The sequence below is a fragment of the Haloarcula sp. CBA1129 genome (assembly GCF_008729015.1).
In the GTDB taxonomy this organism is placed as follows: Archaea; Halobacteriota; Halobacteria; order Halobacteriales; family Haloarculaceae; genus Haloarcula.
Genome location: NZ_RKSM01000001.1, coordinates 140,667 through 159,306, shown reverse-complemented (window position 1 = coordinate 159,306; position 18,640 = coordinate 140,667). Strand labels below are relative to the sequence as shown.

General features: G+C 62.8%; 16 protein-coding genes. 12 read left to right on the top strand and 4 right to left on the bottom strand.

Going from position 1 to position 18,640, the window contains the following annotated elements:
* The first annotated feature begins 607 nt into the window (after positions 1-607).
* Complete coding sequence (locus Har1129_RS00710; RefSeq protein WP_151098899.1) at positions 608-1,336, top strand: hypothetical protein; 729 nt, start codon at positions 608-610, stop codon at positions 1,334-1,336.
* Positions 1,337-2,458: 1,122 nt separating this feature from the next.
* Here the strand turns inward: Har1129_RS00710 and Har1129_RS00705 are convergent.
* On the bottom strand, positions 2,459-3,481 hold the full coding sequence (locus Har1129_RS00705; protein WP_151098898.1) for a site-specific integrase: 1,023 nt from the start codon (positions 3,479-3,481) through the stop codon (positions 2,459-2,461).
* 142 nt (positions 3,482-3,623) lie between these two features.
* On the opposite strand from Har1129_RS00705, the gene Har1129_RS00700 reads away from it, so the two are divergent.
* Together Har1129_RS00700 and Har1129_RS00695 are read left to right on the top strand one after the other, a co-directional pair.
* Complete coding sequence (locus tag Har1129_RS00700; protein WP_151098897.1) at positions 3,624-4,028, top strand: hypothetical protein; 405 nt, start codon at positions 3,624-3,626, stop codon at positions 4,026-4,028.
* 25 nt (positions 4,029-4,053) lie between these two features.
* Positions 4,054-4,476 (top strand): hypothetical protein, encoded by a 423-nt coding sequence (locus Har1129_RS00695; RefSeq protein WP_151098896.1) that lies wholly within the window; start codon positions 4,054-4,056, stop codon positions 4,474-4,476.
* Between the two features lie 25 nt (positions 4,477-4,501).
* On the opposite strand, the gene rad50 is transcribed toward Har1129_RS00695, so the two are convergent.
* From rad50 to Har1129_RS00680, 3 genes are all read right to left on the bottom strand, one after another.
* Positions 4,502-7,177: a DNA double-strand break repair ATPase Rad50 gene (rad50, locus tag Har1129_RS00690; RefSeq protein WP_151098895.1), complete on the bottom strand. Its 2,676-nt coding sequence runs from the start codon at positions 7,175-7,177 to the stop codon at positions 4,502-4,504.
* A 13-nt stretch (positions 7,178-7,190) separates the two neighbouring features.
* Positions 7,191-8,447: a DNA double-strand break repair protein Mre11 gene (mre11, locus tag Har1129_RS00685; RefSeq protein WP_151098894.1), complete on the bottom strand. Its 1,257-nt coding sequence runs from the start codon at positions 8,445-8,447 to the stop codon at positions 7,191-7,193.
* A gap of 84 nt (positions 8,448-8,531) precedes the next feature.
* Positions 8,532-8,900, bottom strand: a complete 369-nt coding sequence (locus tag Har1129_RS00680; protein WP_151098893.1) for a hypothetical protein — start codon at positions 8,898-8,900, stop codon at positions 8,532-8,534.
* A 190-nt stretch (positions 8,901-9,090) separates the two neighbouring features.
* On the opposite strand from Har1129_RS00680, the gene Har1129_RS21105 reads away from it, so the two are divergent.
* The 9 genes from Har1129_RS21105 (at position 9,091) to Har1129_RS00640 (ending at position 18,626) form a co-directional block, all read left to right on the top strand.
* Positions 9,091-9,219 (top strand): hypothetical protein, encoded by a 129-nt coding sequence (locus tag Har1129_RS21105; RefSeq protein WP_255518320.1) that lies wholly within the window; start codon positions 9,091-9,093, stop codon positions 9,217-9,219.
* A gap of 90 nt (positions 9,220-9,309) precedes the next feature.
* Positions 9,310-9,831, top strand: a complete 522-nt coding sequence (locus Har1129_RS00675) for a hypothetical protein (RefSeq protein WP_151098892.1) — start codon at positions 9,310-9,312, stop codon at positions 9,829-9,831.
* Positions 9,828-10,301 carry a hypothetical protein gene (locus Har1129_RS00670; RefSeq protein ID WP_151098891.1) on the top strand — a complete coding sequence of 158 codons (474 nt, stop codon included), beginning with the start codon at positions 9,828-9,830 and terminating at the stop codon, positions 10,299-10,301. The genes Har1129_RS00675 and Har1129_RS00670 overlap by 4 nt, the downstream gene beginning before the upstream one ends.
* Positions 10,294-12,156 carry an ATPase, T2SS/T4P/T4SS family gene (locus Har1129_RS00665; protein ID WP_151098890.1) on the top strand — a complete coding sequence of 621 codons (1,863 nt, stop codon included), beginning with the start codon at positions 10,294-10,296 and terminating at the stop codon, positions 12,154-12,156. Before Har1129_RS00670 ends, Har1129_RS00665 begins: the two co-directional genes overlap by 8 nt.
* Complete coding sequence (locus Har1129_RS00660) at positions 12,153-13,898, top strand: type II secretion system F family protein (protein WP_151098889.1); 1,746 nt, start codon at positions 12,153-12,155, stop codon at positions 13,896-13,898. Before Har1129_RS00665 ends, Har1129_RS00660 begins: the two co-directional genes overlap by 4 nt.
* A gap of 34 nt (positions 13,899-13,932) precedes the next feature.
* Positions 13,933-14,394, top strand: coding sequence for a hypothetical protein (locus tag Har1129_RS00655; RefSeq protein ID WP_151098888.1), 462 nt, complete (start codon positions 13,933-13,935; stop codon positions 14,392-14,394).
* Positions 14,375-14,770: a hypothetical protein gene (locus Har1129_RS00650; RefSeq protein ID WP_151098887.1), complete on the top strand. Its 396-nt coding sequence runs from the start codon at positions 14,375-14,377 to the stop codon at positions 14,768-14,770. The genes Har1129_RS00655 and Har1129_RS00650 overlap by 20 nt, the downstream gene beginning before the upstream one ends.
* A complete protein-coding gene (locus Har1129_RS00645) occupies positions 14,767-15,636 on the top strand; it encodes a hypothetical protein (RefSeq protein WP_191906102.1) in 870 nt (289 codons plus the stop codon). Before Har1129_RS00650 ends, Har1129_RS00645 begins: the two co-directional genes overlap by 4 nt.
* A complete protein-coding gene (locus Har1129_RS00640) occupies positions 15,624-18,626 on the top strand; it encodes a hypothetical protein (RefSeq protein WP_151098886.1) in 3,003 nt (1,000 codons plus the stop codon). Before Har1129_RS00645 ends, Har1129_RS00640 begins: the two co-directional genes overlap by 13 nt.
* The last annotated feature ends 14 nt before the right edge of the window (positions 18,627-18,640 follow it).

Sequence of the window (18,640 nt, the reverse complement as noted above, 5' to 3'; positions counted from 1 at the left end):
AGCACTTCTGTGCCACGCCTCTCGTTTATATCGTACTGACAGGTTATGGAGCCAATCTATTGCTGGATTTCTATATGGCTGATGTCCTACCACCGTCCTACAATCACTCTCAGAAGCCACAGAATACGCTGTGTGCAATCTTATCCAATTTCGAGTGGTGTCCATTGGAATAGAATACCGACCGCTTGAGAAGCCGTGTAGACGGTTACAGCTACTGCTACCGCTGCGGGAAGCCAAAGAACCACCCCCCAACTGCTGCTGTACGGAACAATAGTGAGGCGTGGTAGGTTTGTATATTACTTAAGTGGGTAATCACAGATACATACATAGTGGGAGTGCGGTGGCGGTGACTAAGGCTGTGGAATTGCTGAGGCGGTTACTCAGTGCGGTTCTGAAGGGATTTTGCTGTGGTTCCATCAGCGTGTGGCTGTTACTCATACTCGTGCTGTGGATGAGTGTGGATGATATCTACGCTGGTGGGTTATTCAATAATGTTCAGACTCAAAATAAGATTCCCACCAATAGCGTGGGACATGGATGGAATCGGTCAGATGGGTGGAAATACAACTGAAAAGATAAAATTAGCCCCCAATTGTGGTGGAATCTAATGGTGATTAGTTCAAGTACATTTATAACAGCCGAAGATAGGTCGAAGTGTCCAGAATGCGGTAACAAATACAAACGTCTTGCAACCCACTTTTCCCACTCCCCAACACATCGGCCCGAATTGAGCGAGCTACAGTTGGGAGTTATAGAGTATTTGATACTACGTGGAGTCACAATATCTGATAGGGCAGCATATCCCTCTATCGACGTTACTACCACTGATAAAGAGCTTTTACAGGCATATTCCGACTTACTCGGCTGGGTGAGCAATCCCGTGCGATTATATCAGTGTTCTGAAACTATTTCGGAGAGATTAAACGACCGTCTCGGTGGCGATGTTACTGCTGAAGATTGCAACGACGTATATGCCCTTTCTACGATTCCACATCCCGAATTCGAGAATTATACCGAAGGTAGCACGTCCGTGGAATCTCTCAGCAACGACTGTTTGAAGGCCACAGTCATCACTGCTGGCACCTTTGTAGGAAAACTATTTGGGAGTCTACATATCGACCTACGTGGCTGGGACGTCGATAGTGATAGGTTTGATGATATGTTGGCTGAGCGAGGTTACGATACAGTTTCCTACGATGGCGACGGCTATGCATCTGATGGCCACACACACCGCTATCACTACTCAGATGAAGTTCTCTGTATTCCACACTACGATGCGATGAATCTGCTGGATGAAATAGACCTACCTCTCAAAACTGTAGCTGAACCGATATAACCAGCGTAGATATTACCCATACTCATTAGTTGGTATGAGTGTGAGTAACAAACCACACGCTGATGGAATCCACAAAACCGTCCTTTAGAACACGGTCTTAGTTACCACCCAGCAACAAGAAACGTAAGTAATCCGCCCCACCGCGGTGGGATATGGTGTGTGTAGGTATACATTCTACAGCTACTTGAATGCAACGACCGTAGCACCAACACTAATCTAAAACCTTTAGGGCGAAGCCATATTCGGCTTCGTCTCGTGCGAAGACGTAGTATTCGCACTCTATGGTGCGGCTTACGCAAGCCGCACAACCTATCGCTGAGTGCGATAGCACGAATCGTAGCGTATTCAATCAGCGTGTGGTTTGTTATCATGCTCATCTACAGTACGAGCATAGAATTGTTGGCACGCTGATGAAACCCACAAAAACTCCCTTCAGAACCGCACTGAGTCACCGCACAGCCACTTAGCAACAGTAGTCACCGCCACCGCACTCCCTCTATGTATGTATCTGTGATTACCTACTTAAGTAATATAGAAGCACTACCACCCCACCACCCACCACCACCGCTGAATCACAGAGAATTGTGGTGGCGGTAGTTGGGGCGGTTCTCTACTCTCCACAGCGGTAGCAGTTGTGCGGCTTATACATTCGTACTGCAGGTTTCGTGCTATCCGAACAACCCCGTGGAGTACTGTTTGCACCCCATAGACTGTGGGGGTTGGAGTGGTGCAAACGGGTTGCACGGCTCTACAGCAATACCCGAACGTCGCTACTGGTGGTATGTTCGTGGTAGCAGGTTGCTACGTACAATATTCCGTCTCTGTACGTTACATCTGCGATAGGAACGTTCTACAGCAAATATAGGGGTATAGAAACACCCTATTCAGCCACTCGCTACAATTCAGATTAGACGCGTTGTGTGTGCGCACGAAAGTGGGGTGGCGTGCGGGGGCGGTAGTTGGGGGAGTGGGCGGTCTTTGGCTCTCCCCAGCGGTGCTGTGTGGTGCGTCTACACGCTTCGTGCTATCGCACTCGCCGATAGGTTGTGCGGCTTGCGTAAGCCGCACCATAGAGTGCGAATCCATCGATTCGCACGAGACGGAACCGAATAGGGTTCCGCCCTAAAGGCCGTCTAAGTATTCGCGCCTTTGTTCCGCCTTCTCGTCTTCAGTACGACGGTCGTAATGTTGTTCCAGCACATCAGTCGAGACGTTCATCCTATCTGAGACGACTTTCTCAGGCACGTCTTTGCGTAGGAAGTGCGTGATAGCACCACGTCGGATAGGATGCCCGCTCACACTTGATGGGCAGTCACTCGCATTAGACATTGATTGTGCTGCCGCACACTCGTTTTTATCACGACCATGCGGGCACTCAGTACCGTAGATACACGGTCGGGTAGTAGCCTGAAACCACCGCCGTAGTGTCTTCACTGGTGCCCGACCGTTTTCAGTAGCGAATAATGGCATTCTCCCGTAGTCGTCTTCAATGTCTTTGCGCTTGTGATTGATGTAGTCTTCTAACACCTCCGCTACATCTTCGGATAGTGCTACATACCGTTCGGCAGTTGTCCCATTTTTCAGCGGTGTATCACTCTCGGGCCGATGTCGAATTCGTAGGCGGTTCTGAGCGGGTTCTACATCGTCTACATCCAAGGCGACTAAGGTTCCCGTCCGAATGCCTGTGTGCCAGCACAGTGCCAGCAAAGCATGCTCACGGCTGGCATATGCGAACCGCTCCAAGTAATCCAATGCAGCTTCTGCATGGTCGGCTTCAAGTGTTTCAGTTCGTGCCTCCGTATCTCGGTTCGGAATCTCTACTCGCTCAGGCACGGATGGGCTTACAGCGTCTATCGTCGTACAGAACTGTAAGAACCGTCGCACCGAACTAACCCTCTGTGAGAGTGTAGATTGTGCTATATCACCTTTAATGTTCAAACGGAATCTGTGAACGGTGCGGGCAGAGATATTCCGCATATCGTCTATATCTTCTTCAGCCAACCACTCAACAAATTCATTCAAATGGAACTGTTGTAGTTCTTTAGTCGCTGTAGCCCATTCGTCTACCTTGCTTTCGAGATACAGTCGTAATGCCTCTACGGGGGTGATAGCTTGCAGGTCGGTCGGATTGGTGTTTGCTTTCATCGTTGGTCCGAACCACCAGCAAGCGGTCGCATCTACGACGCCGAGAACCCGCTCGCGTGGCTACAGACCGATACGGCGCTCACCTTACAGGAGATCGCCTGACAGGAAGTACTTTTAGCCTCCACCCGTCGTAGCTAGTGTGATGGATATCCCCGGCGATGACGACCACACCCAGAGCCCGGGGGTTCTCTCGGAAAAGAGCGAGTACGAACCCGACGAGTTCGACCCGGAGAGCCTCGGCCCAGACGTTCCGTCGCCGTCAGACAGTGATTACAGCGGCGATGCCACAGGGCTGTTCGTCAAACTCGTCATCGTCTTCAACGTCGCGCTGCTGGCCCTCTCGCTCGGGCCGATGCTGGCCTACTTCGAGGGGCAGGTCGACCTCGGGGTTCGCATTTTCCTCGTCGGTCTCATCGCCTTCGGCTACGGAACGGTTCGGTACATCCAGTTCGAGCGAGAGCGGAAATCCGACGACGACGGAACCGAAGAATCTGAGACGACTGAGGCCCGTCCCGACGCCACGGAATCGAACGACCACAACGGCTAACCGGACCGGTCGGCTACGAACAGCTATGCGTACTGTGCGGGACGACGACGGCACACGGTACTTGTTGTTGAAGGAGTCCACCGAGTCGAGTCTGGTCCGGAACCCCGAAACCGGCGAGCAGCGACACGTCCCGAACGCTGACCTTGAACCGATTGAGGGTGAATCACCGCTGACCACTGCCGCCGAGGCCGTGCCCGACGCCGCCCGGCGCGTCCTCACGGCGACCCACAACGACCGCGCGCTGGGCCTGCTTGTCGAACTCGACGATCGCGGGCCGCTCTCAGTGGCAGAACTGCTCTCCGCCTACGACCTCTGTGAGAGCGACCTCCACGGCCTGCTGGGAGAGTTCCGGGCCGCCGGCCTGCTCGCTGAAGCGACGGTCCACGGCCAGCGAGGGTACGACACCACCGAGACGGCCAGCGACGGGCTGGCTCACCTCCGTACCTGAGGTCGCGTCGGTTTCCCGACTGCAGTCAGGCCAGTTCTGCGGCCGTCGCCTCGACCTGCTCGACCCGCGAGCGGTTGGTCGTGGCGTCCTTCTCGACGCGAACGAGGGCATCGGCCGCGCCGACCAGTTCCTCGTCGTGGCTGACCACGAGAATCTGCTCGACGCCGACCTCGTCGCGCATGTACTCGACGAGGTCGAGCAGCTGCGTGACGTGGCCCGAATCCAGAAACACCGTCGGCTCATCGAGAATGAGTGGCGGCATCGGGGCAGCACCCTCGATACCCTCCGCGAGCAGACGGTAGATAGCACACCGGAGACTGAGGTTGAACAGCGCCCGCTCGCCGCCGGAGAGCTGTTCGGGTTCCAGCGGCTCGCCGTCCTTCTGGTACACCGTCAGCTGGTACTGCCCGTCGAGTTCGATGTGTGAGTAGGAGTCGTTCTGATACACCAGATCGAACGTCTGGTTGAGCATCCGTTCGAGCGTCTCGACGTTGCGCTGGCGCAGTTCTGCCCGGAGCGTGCCGTACATCTCCTGTAGCTCCTCGGTCTCCTCGTACAGCGTGTCGAGCTTTTCGAGGGTCGCTTCTAGGTCCTCGCGGCGCTCCCGCAGCGACTCCAGTTCCTCAATCTCGTTCGTGACGCCGCCGATAGCGTTTTGCAGTTCGTCGCGTTTCTCGCGTTTCTCCGCCAGCGTCTCCTCGGCCTGCTCGATGTACTTTGTCGCCCGCTGCTTCTCGTTGCGGGCCTCTTCGATGCGCTCCTCGTCGAACGACTCTGCAAGCTCCTGCTTGCGCTCGCGTTTCTCCGCGAGCTGGTCGCGGCGCTGGTCGTTCAGCTCGGCCTGCTGAGAGCGTTTCTCCCGCAGGCGCTCGATGTCGTCGTCGCAGTCGTCGATGTCACCAAGCAGGTCCTCGACCCGCTCTAAATGCTTGATTGCCTGCTTGACCTGCTGGCGCTCCTGATTGCACTCAGCGACGACCGAACGGCAGTCTTCGGCCTGCTCGCGGGCTTCGGCGGCTTTCTCGCGTTTCGTCTCTGCTTCGGACTCGTGTTCTGCTGCTTCCTCGCGGAGCGTCTCGATGCGTTCCTGATCCGCGTCCAGCCCCGCTTCCTTCTCTTCGACCAGTTGGCGGATGTTCGAACGGTTGTTTTCGAGTGTCGATAGCTCGTCCGCTGTCTCGACCAGTTCCGTCGCCGTTTCGTGTTCCGATTCGAGTTCCGAAACATCCTCGCGAGCGTCCGCGAGTGTTTCCTCTAGCTCCGCAATCTGCTCGCGGTCATCTTCGATGGAGTCGACGTGGGGTGACTCGGCCACGTCCTGCCCGCACTCGGGACACTTGCCGGCCTCCAAAAGCGCCTCGGCTTCCGCAAGCGACTCGCGCTCGCTTTCCAGTGTCGTCTCCAGTTCAGTCACTCGCTGTCGAGCGTCGTCGAGGTCGCTGGCGACGGATTCTTTGTACGATGTTGCCCCGTCGCGGTCCGTCGGCGCGTCCTCGAACCGGGCTTCGAGGTCAGCGATCTGGTCGTCGATGTCGCTGACCTGCTCTCGTCGCTCGGCGATTGTCTCCCGCGCAGATTCGATGTCGGCCGCCAGTTCGTCGGCCTGCTCGCGCTTCTCCTCGACCCGGGATTCGAGGTCGGCGGCGCTCTCGGTCAGTGCGTCGGCCGTACTGCTGTATTCTTTCGCATCGACGCGCTGGTCCTCGATTCGGCTCTGCAGTTCATCATCGCGGGACTGCAGTTCGTCCAGCCGCGCGTCGACGGTTTCGGGGTCCGGGTCCGCGCTATCGAGGTCGGTTTCGGCCACCGTCTCCGAGAGGTCCTCGCGGAGTGATTCTCGGCGGTCTTGCAGGTCGCTGATCTGTTCTTTAAGCTCGGTTCGTTTCGTCTCCGACTCGGTAATCGTCGTCTCCAGCTCCTCGATGTCGTCTTCGAGGGTCGACAGTTCCCCGCGTTTCTCCTCGTACTCCTCGAGGACGGACTCGGCCTGCGTGAGCGTCTCCTCGGCGGTGGCCTTCTGGTCCTCGATGTGTTCGATCTCGTCTTGCAGTTCGGACTCCTGCGTTTCGAGGCTGTTCAGCCGCCCGTGGAGCTCTTTCTCCTCTTTCTCCTGAATCTGTTCGTCGAGTTGTGAGAGCGCGCCTTGCTTGTCATCGCGCACGCGACCGACGCCGACGCGGGCGTCGCTGGCCCGCTCACGGTACTCCTCCAGTTTCCCCAGTTGCAGGAGGTCGTCGAGCATATCTTGGCGGTCGCTGGGGGAGGCGTTGATGAGCTTGTTCACTTCGCCTTGGCGGACGTAGGCGCAGTTGACGAACGCCTCGCTGTCCATCCGCAGGAGTTCGGTGATTCGCCGGCGCACGTCGCGTGCCCCCTCGTAGTTTCCGTCGGGCGTCTCCAGAACGCATTTCGCTGTCGTCGGTTGCGCCCCGGTCGCGCGGACCCGGCGCGTGAGGTGGTAGTCACCGCCGGCGTGGGAGAACCACAGGTCGACGGTGCAGTCGTCGGCCCCGATAGTGACCACGTCACCGAGGTTTTCGTCCAGCGCTTTCGAGCCATACAGCGCGAAGAAGCAGGCCTCTAACAGGGAGGATTTCCCGCTCCCGTTGAGCCCGTGGATGACGGTCACACCGTCGTCGAGTCGCAGGTCAGCATCGTCGTAACACTTGAAATTGGAGAGTTTGATACGTTGGAATTTCATTGTGTGGCCTCCATCAGAGGAACTCCTCAACGCTCGCCTGTCCGTCGCCGTCTGTGCCGTCAGCGTCGTTCACCGCTGCGCCGTCGTCGGTGTCGTCCTCGGCTGTGCCGGCGTTCCCTTCTGTGTCGGACCCTCCATCGCTCGCGGCCGTCTCAGCGTCGGCTGCGAGGGCATCCGAATCCGCCGACAGGAGTTCACGCACGTGGCGTTCGACCTCGTCTTTGACGTTTGCGTCGGCGACCTTCGAGGCGCGGATCGTCTCGTCGATGTCGTGAGCGGCCTCGCTCAGTCCGAGGTCGCGAACGCGCTCGGTGACGGCGTCGTCGGGGTCGGCAAAGCTGATCTCGGTTTCTTGCTCCTCGACCGTGATTTCCCGGTGGTCGGTGACCCGAGCGACGAGCGCGCCTCGGTCGAGCGCGAACGACTCGACGCTGGCCGGGGTCACCGGGTCGCCGTCCCCGCTGATGGAGACAATGACCACGGCGTCTTTCAGGTCGTGCTGGCCGACGCGGCTCCGGACGCGCTCGACGCCCTCCTCGGGCCCGAGGTCTACGTCGACGAAGACGAACTCGCGGGTGTCGAGACCGCGGCGGGTGATACGGACCTCGTCGTCGAAGGTGACGATGTTGTAGCCGCGGTCCGCTCGCTCGCTGGCGCTCGCGCGCTCGGTCGACCCGCAGTAGGTGACCCAAGCGCCTTCGACCTGCTGCTTGCCGGGGTCGTGGTTATCGCCGAGCAACATCGCATCGAACGCGACCGATGATTCACTCAGTATCTCCGCGGCGTCCCAATCGCCGTAATCGAAGGGCTGGAACAGGCCGTGAGTGACCAAGGCAGCGCTGTCGGCGTCGTGGGGAGCGAAGTCGTAGTCGAGGTCATCGCGCTGCGAGCGCGGGACAAAATCGAGGCCGTAAAATGCGGTGTCGCCGATGACGGTCGGCTCGTCGCCGAGCCGCGTCGCAAGGCCGAGCGATTCGTAGAGGTCAAGCCACTGCGCGTCCCGCTTTGCCTCGTGATTTCCCACAACAGCAAGAAACGGAATATTGGCTTCGGAGAGTTCTTCGAGAACGTGCAGCGTGCCCATAATGTCGGTGAGCGCTGGGCGGCGGTCGTGAAACAGATCACCAGCGTGGACGACGGCGTCGGCGTCGTCCGCGATTGCGTCCCGGACCACTCGCCGGAACGCATCGAGGAAGTCGTCCCGTCGGTCGGGGACGTTGTACTGCTGATACCCGACGTGGGTATCGCCGGTGTGTATCACCCGTGTCATTTGCCCACCGGTAAGCCAGCGCTACCTAAAGAGGTATCGTGACCGCAGTGAAAGTGGGCGACAGAACTGTGGTCGGTCCGGTAGCTACGACCCATCGCCGGGCCCCGCCGCAGCGTCCCGATAGCGCCGGAACGCTCGCAAAGCCGCCCGCCCTTCGTCAGCCAGCCCGCTCACCTCGTGTTCGGCCTGCTCGACGGCCGCCTCGAGTCGCCCAACGCCGACCGTCTCGACGAAGGCGACTGCTGCGTCTACATCGTCAATCGCTTCGGTCGCCCGCTCGATGACCGTCCGGTAGTCGGCGTCGCCGCCCGTCTCGTGGCTTTCCATCCGGCCTGCACTACTGTCGTCCTCGCGGTCGGCTACTCGGGTCGCTCTGCCCCCATCGTCTCCGTTGTCACCCTCGCCGTCAGCGAGTGCCGTCAGTGCTGTTTTCACTTGGTCGGTATCAGCCATAGCACGGCGTGGCCTCGGCGTCCAATATAAATATTCGTGGCCCCGATGCAGTAGTCGGCCATCCGAGACGGCCCGTCTTAGCCGGACCAATTGAAAAAGCATACAGTTTAATGATATGACTGGTTTGGTAGAGCTGACAGCCCACCGCCGGTGCTGCCTGACAACCCTCCTCTCTCGGATGCGCACCACTATGCCCCTGTCCGAATTCCGCTCCGACGACGAAGCGCTCTCCGCAGTCACAATTGTCGCGCTGCTGATTGTGGCCACCCTGCTCATCTCGGTTATCCTTGCGTTGTTCATTCTCGGTATGGGCGGGTGAGGCGGGACGAGCAGTTTCTGGCGGTGATCGAGGCGTTCCCGTAGCGTCCTGTCCGAGCGTTCAAATACCAGCACGGGACCAAGGCCGGGCATGACAGAAATCGAGACGCTGGCCGAGCGGCTCCGCACGGTCGAACGCGCAGTCACGGACGGCACGACGGAGTTCCCGGAAGTGACGGAACTCGCAGAGTTGGAGAGCCGCATGGACACCGTTGAGCAGCGTATCGACGGCATCGACGAGCGGACGGCGGAGCTCGAAGCGGCCACACAGGCGCTCCGCGGGTACGTGGGGAACGTTCGTGCGGTCAACGAAGATGTCGAACAGCGCGCCGACGCGGCGCTGGCGGCGACCGACCGGCTGGAAGTCCGACTCGACGAAGAACTGTCGTCGTCAACACCGGAGCCATCAGCGGCGGAGACCGACCAGCATCGGACGGGGAGCGCACAGACCCTTCCACGCTCGCCGGTCAGCGGCCACGCCGATACGAGCGCCACGACTGGCCTTGCGGCCGAGGAACAGACCGATTTCTCTGCCATCACCGACAGCGGCGACCCTGACAACGACGAGACTGCTGATGCAGGCGTGATTGGGCGCATCCGCGCGCTGCTGTGATATACCGGTTGGTTCTCGCCGTCGCGGTCATGACCGCACTGGCCGGTGCAACTGCTCCGGCGCTGTCGACGGCCCGAGCAGACGCGGCCAACAGTGCGATGGAGCGCCAACTGGACGAGCTGAGGGCCGAATTGACGACGCTAGTCGAGACTGATGACGCGACGACGAACGGCGACGCGCGGCGCGCGGTAGAGATACGACTCCCAGCGCGGCGCTACACGAACGCCGGCGTCAGTCAGCTACAGTTCGCGGAGCGGGTCGGTGTCGGCGTCGTGACTTGGAGAGTTGAGTCCCGGAAACAGACCGAGCGGCTGGTCAGTGTCCCGATCCGAACGACACCGGCGACCGACCGGCTCGAAGAACCCGGCACACATCGACTCGTGTTCGTGCTGACGCGGTCGGATGGCCAGCGGGTGCTGACGGTCCATCGGTTTAACTCCGAAGCCGCGCCGAGGGATGGCCATGCGTGAGTGGCTCTTTGGGTCATCGACAGCGTCTGACTGTCGCTGTAAAACGGCCATCAAGGATGGGCGGCTGGTGGTGACAGCGGACGAGTGTCCGGGCAGTGGGGACCTCGCCACGTCGGTCGACTGCCGGGCGACAGTCGTCGGTTCGCTCTCCGCGACCGGTGTCGAGACAGTCGTTACGGAACAGGCGGGACAGGAGCGGGTGTACGTCGACCGGGCGGCAGCGGTACTCACCGCTGCTGGCCGGTTCGCGACCAGAGTCGCCCCGCTGGACGACCGCCTCGCAGAGCGCGCTCGTCGGGACCCCGTCGCCGCTGCGACGACGGCGATCGGTCGAGCGGGACCGGTCGCCGATCTGGCGGCGGAAACCGGGCTGGCCGTCGCAACCGAGGACTTCGACACCAGTGCGCAAGCGTTGACCGCCTACACCGGGCCAACGATTAGCGACGCCCGTGTCGGGACAGCGCCCCCAGCCGACGCGGCCCTTCGGGACCAGCAAACGCTCCCGACAGATGCCGTCGTTCGGAGATACGACGCGCACGGCGACCAACTACCGATGTATCACATTGAGCCTCGCGAACAGCGGTTCGACGCGGACACGATGGAGACGCTCGTGTGTGCGTACGAGCGAGTCGCGACCGCTGCCGTCGACGGCAGCTGTCACCCGTACGACGCGGCTACCGCAGTGGCAGGCGACGGGACGACGGCAACCGCTGTCGGTGCCGTGCTGGAAAAACATACGGGCGGACTGGGGATTTTGGAAGATATCTTCGCTGATCAACGGGTATCCGACGTGTTTGCGACGGCCCCCGTCAGTGACACGCGGCTCCGAGTTCGCTGTGACGGCGAGACCATGCGGACCAACGTCCGCATGACGCCGTCGGGCGCGAACGCGCTGGCGTCGACATTCAGACGGTCAAGTGGTCGCGCCTTCTCGCGAGCGAACCCGACGCTCGATGCGACGGCCACAGTGGCTGACCGGCAGGTCCGCGTTGCCGGCGTAAGCGAACCGGTCAGCGACGGCCTCGCCTTCGCCTTTCGCGCCCACGACAACGACGTTTGGCGGCTGGCCGACTTCGTCGACAACGGGACGATGCCGGCACCCGTTGCTGGGCTGCTCTCCGTCGTCGCGGAACGCGGTGGAGCTTGTCTCATTGCCGGTCCTCGTGGCGCGGGCAAGACCACGGCACTTGGGGCGTTGCTCTGGGAGCTCCCCCGCGAGGTCCGGACGATCCTGATTGAGGACACGCCCGAGCTTCCAGCGTCGTCCCTGCAGTCCGACGGACGGGACGTGCAGGCGCTTCGGACTGCCAGCGGGGACGGGCCGTCAGTCGACGCCACGGAGGCCCTGCGGACCGCACTCCGGCTCGGGGAGGGCGCACTCGTCGTCGGAGAGGTCCGCGGCGAGGAGGCCAGTGTCCTCTACGAGGCGATGCGTGTCGGTGGCGGCGACGGGGCCGTCCTCGGGACGATTCATGGCAACGGCCCCGAAGCGATTCGGGAACGGCTGGTGTCGGACCTCGGTGTCCCGGTCCAGTCGTTCGCCGCGACGGACCTCGTGGTAACGCTGGCTTCGCCCGCGTCGGAGCACGGCCGCGGTATCGCATCTGTCGCGGAAATCGTCTCTCATGGCGACGGCGTTTCTTTCGAAATGCTCTACGAGCGCGACGGGCCGACAGCGACAGCTACCGGTCGTCTGGACCGGGGTAGCAGCCATCTAGTGGAATCGCTCGCCGCACCGGGCGAGTCCTACGCCGAGGGGCTCGAAACTATTGAGGCACGAACCGAACGGTTCAGTGAAGCGCCGGCTGTCGAGGCGTGTCGAGGCGAGTCACCCACAAATGAGGGGGAGCCGTGAGCCACGCCAGCGGTTCAGATGACTCCCGCGACGACGCGAGCACGGTACCAGACACACCGCTCACAACCGCGCTCATAGAGGCCTGTCCGGGCACTGCTGAGGTACCAGACGATTATCGTCAGGCGTGTCGACTGCTCTCAGTTTCGGCTCCGCCGGAGACACTGCTGACGGCAAGCTACGCCGTTGCAGCGTGTGGCTCCCTGCTCACACTACTCGTCATTGTGACGGTGACCGGACCACTGGCAACGACTGTCAGCCTCGGACTCCTCACCTTGTCCCTGAGCGTCGCGGCGCTGGGACGGTATGGCGTGCCGTTCGTTGCTGAAGCGAAGCGGATTCGAACGCTTGGGACCGCGCCGTCGCTCGTCACGACGCTCGTGCTTGGCGCGGCGCTCTGGCCCAGCGCTGAGCGGGCGGCGGCGTTCGCCGGACGGGCCGGCGACGGCCTGCTCGCGACACGGCTGGAACACCATCGACAGCGAGCCACGGGCACACCACGGACCGGTCTGGGAACGTTCGCAGCGTCATGGGGTGACCGGTTCCCGGCACTCGAACGCGCAGTCGGGCTGGTCGAGAACGCGACGGCAGCTCCGGCCGAGGAGCGGCCCGAAGTCCTCGACCGCGCACGGCAATGCATCCTCGACGGGACGCACGACGAGATGGCAGCCTTCGCGGCTTCGCTCCGTGGCCCGGCAACCGGCCTGTACGCGTTTGGTGTCCTCCTGCCGCTTGCGATGGTGTCATTGTTGCCCGCCGCCTCAGCCGCAGGCGTGCCAGTGACTGCATCCGTATTGATCGGAACCTACGGCGTCGTCTTGCCCGCTGTGTTGTTGGTCGCCTGTTGCTGGCTGCTGGGCCGGCGGCCGGTCGCGTTCCCGTCGGCGACGGTCTCCCGGAGCCACCCGGACGTGCCAGCGTCTGCAGTCCCGTCGGTTGTGGCCGGCATCGTCGCCGGAATCGGGGGGTGGCTCATTGCCGGCGCGCTCGTCGCTGAATGGGCCTCTCTTGTCGGTGCGCTCGGAGCGGGCCTCGGGAGCGCGCTCGTCAGTTACTACCGACCCATCACCGAGGTCCGCGACCACGTCACCGCTATCGAGTCGGGCCTCCCGGACGCGCTGTCGGCCGTCGGTCGGCGGCTGGACCGCGGCCAGTCGGTCGAAGCGGCGCTTGTCGAGGCTATCGATGAGACTCCCGAACCCACCAGCGGCGTCATCGAAGCCGCTGTCGCGCGTCAGGAACGCCTCGGGACCAGCGTCAAAGGGGCGTTTCTGGGTCCCGGCGGCGCGCTCGCTGACGTTCCGAGTCACCGTACCCGACGGGCTGCAATGCTACTGGACACGGCCGCGACAATCGGACCGCCGGCAGGGGAGTCCGTGACGACGATGGGTGAGCATCTGGACGCGCTCCGGGCCATCGAGCGCGAGACGCGTCGCGACCTCTCGCAGATAACCGAGACGCTGTCGAACACTGCCGCGCTGTTCGGTCCGCTGATCGGCGGCGCGACCGTTGCGCTGGCCGGCTCGATGGGCGGCGGCGAGCAGTTCGCCACCGTTCCGAGTGCCCTACTGGGGCCGGTCGTTGGCTGGTACGTTCTCGTTCTGGCTGTGTCGCTGACGACGCTATCGACGGGCCTGCATCGGGGCCTCGACCGCGCATTCGTCGGCTACAGAACTGGTCTGGCGCTTCTGTCGGCCACGGTCACCTTCCTCGTCGCCGTCATCGCCACCGGGCTGCTGGTCTGAGTGTTTAAGTCGGAGAACGCGGCCAGACCGTTCCATGTTCGAGACGCACGTCGATACGCTGTCTCTCTGGGTCGGTCTGGGAACAGTGAGCGTGGCCGTCCTCGGAGTCATTGTCGGTCTCCCGACGACCGCACCGCCGGACGCGACAGAGGCGGCCGCGACTATCGATGCGGTCACTACCAGCCCTGCAGGGTCCGTCGCACATCGACGACTCGTCGCTGAAGAGTTGGCGTTCGATGGTCGCGAAATCCGCCTTCGCAACGACGGTGGGACAGCCACCGCACGACTGATTCGAGCGGCTGTCCCGGCACGGACTGACCGTCTACAGGCCGTGGCGAATGGGAAACAGCCAGAGACAGTGTACGATTCGGCCGATGACTTCCGTCTGGCCACTCGTCAGGCCCGAACCGGGGACGACGGGTGGCGACCGGCCCCCGACCGACTGACGGTCAGACACGTCGCTTGGGGAGGGACCGATGTTACCATCGTCGGATAGGGCGACGACGGAGCCGCTGGCCGCGCTCGTCGCCGTCTTCGCCATCACACTCGGCGTGGCGTTGTACGCCAGCGTGGTCGACGAAGCGTTCGGAACGCTTGATGACGACCGTAACGTCGCCACACCGACTGCTGATGCTGTTGAACAGCGGCTCTCGTCGACCGGCGTCGTGTGGCCCGGCGGCATCGACGGCGCGCTCTCTGCTGTGCCGGCGAACTACCACGGGAACGCGACCATCACGGCGACGACCGGCGAACGATGGAGCGGTGGCCGGGAACCACCGAGCAATGCCGACACCGAAACCAGAACGGTGAGCGTGCGGGTCGGGCCGGGGGCAGTCCGTCGCGGGACGCTCACCGTGCGAGTGTGGCGATGACCCGAGCAATGAGCGCTGTCGCCGACGTGACGGTGTTCCTCCTGCTCGTCGGTGTGGCCGCGGGGACGCTCGTAAGCGGCGTCGGAGTCGAGAAGCCGGCGACGACAAACCCTGCGGCTGAGCAAGCGTCGACGCTGGCGACAAGCACCGCGAGCGTCGAGTACAATCTGGTCGTCCCAGCGTCAGACCGCCGCAAGCCACCGGACCATACTACGCGGCGACAACGAACGAGCCACGGGACCGTCGCGGAACTACTCGGTGAGGCAGCGATGAGTGGCGTCACTGTGGACGGGAAGCGGGTATCACGCGCCGGCACGGACTTCGAGTCACACATCGCTGCGGCGACGCGTGACAGACTCCACAGCCGTGGGCATCGAACGTCTGTCCGCGTCACTTGGGAACCGTATCCCGGTGCGCCAGTCAGCGGCGAGTACCGCGTCGGTGACCGGCCTCCCGACACCGTAGATGTTCGGGCAGCAACGATAACAGTTCCAAGCGGGATGGGGAACGTCTCACAACAGGCCCGCGAGGCGGCGAAGACAAACGGGTACGACGGTGTGGCGACGGTCGTGGCCCGGAGCGTCGTCGACGGGCTGTTCCCGCCGGCGCAGTCACGGTATGCGCTTCGCGGCGACTACCCATCGGACGTGCTGATGGCCGCCCGGTACGAGCGCATGGCGAGCCTGACGGGGACGACCGTTGCCGTTGCGCGACAATCGACGGTCGAGATGAACCGCGACCTGACCGCGGCACTCGCTGCTCAGCTTCAGACGGACATGCGGTCGCGGTACGACACACCAGCAGACGCCGCCCGTTCACTTCGAGTAAGCCGTGTTCGCGTGACTGTCAGGACGTGGTCACCGTGAGAGACGACACCCGCGGCCGGGTCCCGTTCGCGTTGCTCGGCGTCCTCCTGCTGGTGAGCAGTCTCACGCTGGCCCCGACGTTTGTCAGCGAACCGGCTCCGAGCGAAACAACTGTCGAACGGGCACTGGAGCAGGCCACAGCGGAGACACAAGTGGCTGTTCGGGACGGCGTCTCGACGGCGGGCCGGCAGGCAGCGGCGAATCCGGTCGTCACGGCGGCTGACACACCCGCTGGCCGAGTGCTGAACGACTCGACGGCGTTCCGCGATTCGCTCAGAGTCCGCGCCTATCTCCGGGTCGCGGACCGACTGAAGCGCGTCTCCGGCCGAAGCGGTGAGGTGACCGTGACCGCTAGCCTGCCGGCGGTTTCTAACGCGAGCGACCTCCAAGCAGCGAAACACCGCGTCTCAGTCGAACGCGCAGGAGCGAACGAAACTGCGATGCGGGCGACGGTCGAGAATGTCGTCCTTACAGTTCGGCGCAGTGGCGCGGTGATCTCGACGCGGCGCGTTTCGCCGACCGTCGTTGTTCCGACGCAGGCACTCATGCTCCACGAGCAGGTTTCGACCTATCAAACGCGGCTGAACGCCGGACTGGCCGAGCAAGGACTGAGCCGTCGGATGACCGCCCGGCTGTATCCGATGGCGTGGGCGAGAGGGTACGCGCAGTACGGCGGCGCGGGCGTCGAGAACGTCATCGCGAATCGGCACGTCTCACTGGCGGCGAATGGCGCACTGCTGGGCGTCCAGCGGTCGACCTTCGGGCGGAGTGACCCCGCGGGCCGTCGTGCCCTAACAGAGGCGACAGCAGTGACTGGCATCGAGGACATCGTTCGAGGAAGCAGGGGAGCGGCCCACGCAAGCACGGTGCTCGACCAAGCCCGGTACAAGCCGGTGAGCGAGACGCCGCCGCGTCCGAAGTCCGTGGCCAGTCCGAGCCCATCCGATTCGATGACCGTCGGCGTCAACAAGACGGCCGACACCGCGTTCCGGTCCGTCACCGCGCCGTCGGCGCTCAATGAGACGCTTGAAGACGCATATACCGTCGAGGTAGCGCTGGAAGTCGACAAGCACCGACTGGGCGGGGGGCCGCCGGGGAAGCCGCCAGCACCAAGCGCTGGTTGGACACTGGTCGACGAGCGAACAACCATGGATACGGAGGCCGTCGGGACCGCCAGCGGCAGTGTTGCGACACCGGACGGCTGGCACACCCTCGAAACGTTCGGCCGGACTGTCGAGCGCCAGTACACGCGGACCGCTGTCTGGCAGAACGGGTCGGTACGTCAGCGCACAACTACGGCAAGCACCGCGCGCTATCGCGTGACCGTCGCCGTCGTCGGCCGCCATCACGGCCGCTCATCGGCACCGAACCGCTCGATTCGGACCGCACACAACGCCAGCGCAAGTCCGCTCAACGGGTCGAACCTCGCCGATGTCGAGTCAAAAGCAATGGAGACACTCGTCGGCCACGCCGGGGGCCGGGACGAGACAGCCGAGCGAGTCGTGGACGACAGCCTGAGTCGCACGGAGGCGACGGTGACGGCTGACCGACCGCCAGCACTGCGCAACTGGGTGTATCTGGACCTGATGGGGCTGCGGGAGTCTGTCCGGAACACGACCGTTCGCGTCGAGCGCGGCCGCGTCGGGACCTTCGAGACGAATCCACCGCGGGAACTCAGAAAGCAGGTCGCGAAACGCCGTACCGACCTCGCGGCCGTACCAGACACGTACGACAGTACGGCCCAGAAGGCGCGCGCCGCGGCCCGGCTGACCTATCTGAATGCAGTGTCGGCGGAGTTGGATGAGCAGGCCACGGCGCGGGACGGCCACCGGGAGAAAGCTGACGCCCAACTAACGGAGCGCACTGAAGGGTCGCTGCGTGCCCTCCGGAAAGGGCTAACCGCCCGTGAGACGCGCGTCCCCCGGTCACGCCCGGTGCCAGTCGGTCCGGCCGGTCCCGTCAGAACACGAGTCGATACGCAGACGCCGTATCTGACGCTGGCCGAATTAGACGAGGGTCGGTATCGCGCGCTGGACGGGAGCGAGCATCCGCTAGTGGCGCGGAACACGAACGTGTTCACAGTCCCCTACGGCGACGCCGCCGATGCCGTCGTTGGCGGTGCGTTCGAGGGTGGAGACAGGGTACGCCTTGCAACGGCGGCGAGCACACTCGCGGCCGCGAACGAAACCCTCGAAGGCGAGCCAAACGCCACGCTCGCTTCGGAACGCGACGCACTCCAGCGGGAGGTCGAGGCGGCCAACAAGGAGATGACTACGACGCTCTGGTTAGCAGTCTCCCAGCACACCGGGGCTGAACAGGACGAGAGCAAGGCCATTGTCACTGAAGCGCTGTCGCCGTGGAACACATCGGCGGCCCGAGCGCTGGCACTGACCAACGGCTCAGCGCAGGAACGGGTCGCCCGCGTCGCCGGTGCCCGACTAAATCTCACGCGGGTCGAACGCGACCGCCTCCGCCTGAGGCTCCGTTCGGTCGATACACCGGCGACTAGACCGACACTGGGGTCGACGAACGGGACGGCCGCCGCAGTGCGGTCCGTTGCGAAGGACGAACTGAGCAGAGCGCTGGCAAACGCCGGCAAACAGAAAGCCCAGCAGCTCGCGACAAAGCGGCTCGGGACCGATAAACTGCCGGCGGGCCTCCCGCTGGCACCGCCAGTTACTCCTTGGTACGCGACGGCGAACATCTGGTGGGTGACCGTCGAGGGCGAGTACGCCAGATTCGCCGTCTCCGCGAGTCATGGCCCGCCGGGAGAACCCGGTGCGCGGACCATCTATGCGCGTGACGGGCACAACGTCACACTCGACGTGGACGACGACGGAGCGGCCGAACAGCTGGGGACCGCCGACCGTGTCTCGTTCCGAGCCGATACGGGTGTTGTCGTCGTGGTGCCCCCCAAACCACGCGGAGTCGGTGACAAGGGCGGTAACGCCGTAGAGGAATCGAGCGGGTGGCCGGACGCAGGCACCTGAGCCCGGGCCGCATA